At 63.0% G+C, this 4,131-nt stretch carries 6 protein-coding genes; 3 read left to right on the forward strand and 3 right to left on the reverse strand.

The features are described from left to right. Window positions 1-84: 84 nt before the first annotated feature. Window positions 85-537: a TIGR02301 family protein gene (locus tag VGO12_RS00025; RefSeq protein WP_327510706.1), complete on the reverse strand. Its 453-nt coding sequence runs from the start codon at window positions 535-537 to the stop codon at window positions 85-87. Then, window positions 534-1,004, reverse strand: a complete 471-nt coding sequence (locus VGO12_RS00030) for an NUDIX hydrolase (protein WP_327510707.1) — start codon at window positions 1,002-1,004, stop codon at window positions 534-536. Before VGO12_RS00030 ends, VGO12_RS00025 begins: the two co-directional genes overlap by 4 nt. Window positions 1,005-1,065: 61 nt before the next feature. Between VGO12_RS00030 and VGO12_RS00035 the strand changes: the two genes are divergently transcribed. After that, window positions 1,066-1,845 carry an SOS response-associated peptidase gene (locus tag VGO12_RS00035; RefSeq protein ID WP_327510711.1) on the forward strand — a complete coding sequence of 260 codons (780 nt, stop codon included), beginning with the start codon at window positions 1,066-1,068 and terminating at the stop codon, window positions 1,843-1,845. Between the two features lie 18 nt (window positions 1,846-1,863). Here the strand turns inward: VGO12_RS00035 and VGO12_RS00040 are convergent, their stop codons facing one another. After that, on the reverse strand, window positions 1,864-2,007 hold the full coding sequence (locus VGO12_RS00040; RefSeq protein ID WP_327510708.1) for a hypothetical protein: 144 nt from the start codon (window positions 2,005-2,007) through the stop codon (window positions 1,864-1,866). Window positions 2,008-2,422: 415 nt separating this feature from the next. Here VGO12_RS00040 and cysS point away from each other — a divergent pair, with 415 nt between their 5' ends. Together cysS and VGO12_RS00050 are read left to right on the forward strand one after the other, a co-directional pair. After that, a complete protein-coding gene (cysS, locus tag VGO12_RS00045; protein WP_327510709.1) occupies window positions 2,423-3,814 on the forward strand; it encodes a cysteine--tRNA ligase in 1,392 nt (463 codons plus the stop codon). Between the two features lie 38 nt (window positions 3,815-3,852). Further along, window positions 3,853-4,131 (forward strand): VOC family protein (locus VGO12_RS00050; protein WP_327510710.1); only part of this gene is annotated, 279 nt, incomplete at its 3' end.

Raw genomic sequence — 4,131 nt, forward strand, 5'->3', positions numbered from 1 at the left:
GCCACTTCTTACCACTCTCTTAACGAACTTAGCAGCCTTTTCCCGAAACGACACGGGGTCGTGAGAAAAGAGGTTAATTTATTGCTAATTTCCAAAGCGGGCGACGATTTCTGACGCAAGTGTTGCGCCTTCGGCACGATAACGCTGCTCGGCGACGATCGCCGGACCCGTACAGGTTGTGTAAACCGAGGCGAAAGTGCGGTAGCCGCGGTTGAAGGCGGCGGTCATTCTTTCGCGCCGTTTGACCTCGTTGGCCGTCTCCTTGTCGATCAGTTCCTGCGTCGAGCGACGCCACACATCCTCGGGCTCCTTGACGCACAGGTTCCTGAGATAGTGAACGGAACCGAGGATCTCCGACAGCCTTATCAGCCGCTGATCGTACGGCGTGGGCTTCTCTTCGACGACGACAGGGGCGGGGGCCACCGTCTCGGTCTTGGCCGCCTCTTTGGCCGGCGCCTTTTGCGCCGCGGCATCCGTCGCAGCGGTCAGGGCGACGCCGACGAGGGCAAGCCTTGCAAGGATCGAGGCAGTGATCATGGCTTCTTCAAGCCCGAATTGGCGGCGGTTTCAAGGCCGTCGCCGACATGCGCCGCCTGCTTGCTCATGGCCGCCAGTCTTTCCACGCACTCGCGCACGCTGTCGGGAATCGGCAGAGCGTAGATCTCCTCAGGGGTGAACCAGCCGAGGCCTGCCGCATCGTCGCTGGCGACGGCGACCGCCTCGCGATCGGCCTCAGCCCTGAAGACGGAGAGCAGGAAATGCCGCCCTTCCGATTCCTTGCCGGGCAAGTCGTAGGTTTCAAACAGCACCGGATCGCGGGCCGTAATGCCAGTCTCCTCCAGAAGCTCCCGCAGCGCCGTTTCGGCTGGCGTTTCGCCGGGCTCGGCGCGTCCGCCGGGAAAGGCATACATGTCGGCCGACGGCGGGTTGGCGCGGCGGACCAGCAGATAGCGGCCGTCGCGTTCAAGGATGACGGAAGAGGCGAGTTCGGGCTTGGTCGGCATGAAGGAATCAAATCGTCTCGGTAGCGTTGACCCATCCTACGTGAAGTGCCACACCGATGTCATGTGCGGACGTTTTGCGCTGACGGCGACACCCGAAGAATTGATGGAATTGTTTGCGCTGCTGGAAAGCGAGGACTTTCCCGCACGCTTCAACATCGCGCCGACCCAGCCGATCATGGTCGTGGTGGCCGGTGAGCGCGCAGGGCCCGGCAGCAACCTGCCGGAGCGCAGGGCGTTGCTGGTGCGCTGGGGATTCATGCCCGGATGGGTCAAGGATCCGCGCGAGTTTCCGCTTTTGATCAATGCCCGCGCCGAATCGGCGATCGAAAAGGCGTCGTTTCGCGCCGCCATGCGGCACCGCCGGGTTCTGATCCCGGCATCCGGCTTTTACGAATGGCGGCGGCCGCCGAAGGGCAGCCGCGAGCCCTCGCAGGCCTATTGGGTGCGTCCGAGGAAAGGCGGGATCGTCGCCTTTGCCGGCCTGATGGAGACCTGGTCTTCGGCCAACGGCTCGGAAGTCGATACGGCCGCCATCCTGACGACGGCGGCCAACGCTGCAATCCGCCAGATCCACGACCGGATGCCTGTCGTCATTCAGCCGGAGGATTTTTCCCGCTGGCTGGACTGCAGGACGCAGGAGCCGCGCGAAGTTACCGATCTCTTTGGCCCCGTGGCCGATGACTATTTCGAGGCGATCCCGATATCCGACAAGGTCAACAAGGTCGCCAATACCGGTCCCGATATCCAGGCGGCGGTAACGCCGGCGACAATGCTGGATGGCGACCCGAAGGGCAGGAGCAAACCGGCCGCGCCCGATAACGGGCAGATGTCGCTGTTTTGAGGGAGCAGTCCTTTGGGATCAGGCTGGCCGCTTGGCGAGCTTGATCGTCGGCTTTGCCTTGGCCTGCAACGCGGCTGCGAGTACGGCCTTCAGGCCGAGCGGGCGGTACTGTTCGACGAGATTGGCGGACTTGACGGTATCTTTGGTCTTGGCGGCTTTCACTTCAACTCACTCCTTGATGCTTGCCTGAACCGGACACATTCCGTTTTCGTCGTTCGGCGCGAAAACGGTGCTCCTCCCTGCTCTCCGGAAACAGGCGCCGTGGTGCAGAACCAACTACACCGCGAATCTGTTTTCCGCGTGGCGATCTCAGATATGCCCAATCATGACAAATCCATGACCGCCTTTTCGGTTTCGATAGCCGACTGTGCTTGCATGCGGCTGACCTCTTGACCGGGCACGGGCGACGCGCGATAAGTGAACCTATGAAAACGGTTACCTGCATTATCTGCCGGAAGATTATTCGCTAGCGTCCCGCTGGCCTGGCCGTTTTCGTCTCCTAAAATCCAAGATGACAAACGCGCGGGCCTCCCGGGCGCCGTGGTTTTGACGGTCGTATGCGTATTGGAGAATGGGAATGGGCGGAACGCCGACTTTGAAGCTGTACAACACGCTGACGCGGGAGAAGGTCGAGTTCCGGCCGATCGACCCTGATAACGTCCGCATGTATGTCTGCGGCCCGACGGTCTATGACTATGCCCACATTGGCAATGCCCGGCCGGTCATCGTCTTCGACGTGCTCTTCCGCCTGCTGCGGCAGGTCTATGGTGCCGAGCACGTCACCTATGCGCGTAACATCACCGACGTCGACGACAAGATCAACGCGCGGGCGCTGCGCGACTACCCGACCCTTCCGCTCAACGATGCGATCCGGCGGGTGACGGAGAAGACCGAAACGCAGTTCCTGGCCGACGCCAAGTCGCTCGGCAGCCTCGACCCGGACGTGCAGCCGCGCGCGACCGACAACATTGCTCAGATGATCGAGATCATCGAGAAGCTGATCGCCAAGGGCCATGCCTATAAGGCGAGCGGCGAGGTGCTGTTCGACACGAAGTCGATGGCCGACTACGGCCAGCTGTCGAAGCGCAATCTCGACGAGCAGCAGGCTGGTGCCCGCGTTGCCGTCGAAGCGCACAAGAAGAACCCCGGCGACTTCGTGTTGTGGAAACTCTCGACCGACAACGAACCGGGCTGGGAGAGCCCCTGGGGCAGGGGTCGCCCTGGCTGGCACATCGAATGCTCGGCCATGAGCAGCCGCTATCTCGGCGAAGTCTTTGACATCCACGGCGGCGGGCTCGACCTGATCTTCCCGCACCACGAAAACGAGATCGCCCAGTCGCGCTGCGCCCACGGCACGCAAGTGATGGCGAATGTCTGGATGCACAACGGCTTCCTGCAGGTCGAAGGCCGCAAGATGTCGAAGTCCGAGGGCAATTTCGTGACCATCTACGAACTGCTGCACACGGAAAAGTTTGCCGGGCGCCAATGGCCGGGCGACGTGCTGCGGCTCGCCATGCTGATGACGCACTACCGCGAGCCGATCGATTTCTCGGTGAAGCGGCTGGAGGAGGCCGAGCACCTCCTGTCCAAGTGGCCGGTGCCCGGCGACGCGAAGGGCGAGGTCGATCCGGCCGTGCTCGCAGCCCTTGCCGACGACCTCAACACGGTTGCTGCGGTCCAGGCGCTGCATGCGCTCGCCCAGAAAGCGTCCGCCGATCCGAAGCTGCTGGGCACGTTTGCAGCAAGCGCCGCACTGCTCGGCGTGGTGCCTGAGGCGGTCGAGCTGGACGAGGGGCTGGTGCGCGATATCGACAGCCGTGTGCGGGCCCGCCTCGACCTGTTGAAGGCGAAGAACTTCACGGAGGCCGACAGGATCCGCGACGACCTTCTGGCGCGGGGTGTTCAGCTCAAGGACGGCAAGGACCCGGCGACCGGCGAGCGGGTAACGACCTGGGACGTGAAACGGTAGCTCGACCGTCGGCGAGGCGTGAAGGAGGAATTGGGGCGATGATCGACCACACAGGCATTCCCGTCACGGATTTCGATCGGGCGAAGTCGTTTTACGACGAAGCCTTTGCGCCCCTTGGCGCCTCGCTTCTGATGATGGTGCCGGCGGAACATACCGGCGGCGCGAAGGTCGGCGGCTACGGGCGGGAACGGCCGGTCTTCTGGTTGCATGAGGCAGCGGCAGGCGCCGGCCGCCACTATGCCTTTGCGGCGCGAAGCCGGGCCGAAGTCGATGCGTTCTACGAGGCGGCGATTGCGGCAGGCGGGCGCGACAACGGC

Source organism: Ensifer sp., assembly GCF_035999135.1.
GTDB lineage: Bacteria > Pseudomonadota > Alphaproteobacteria > Rhizobiales > Rhizobiaceae > Ensifer.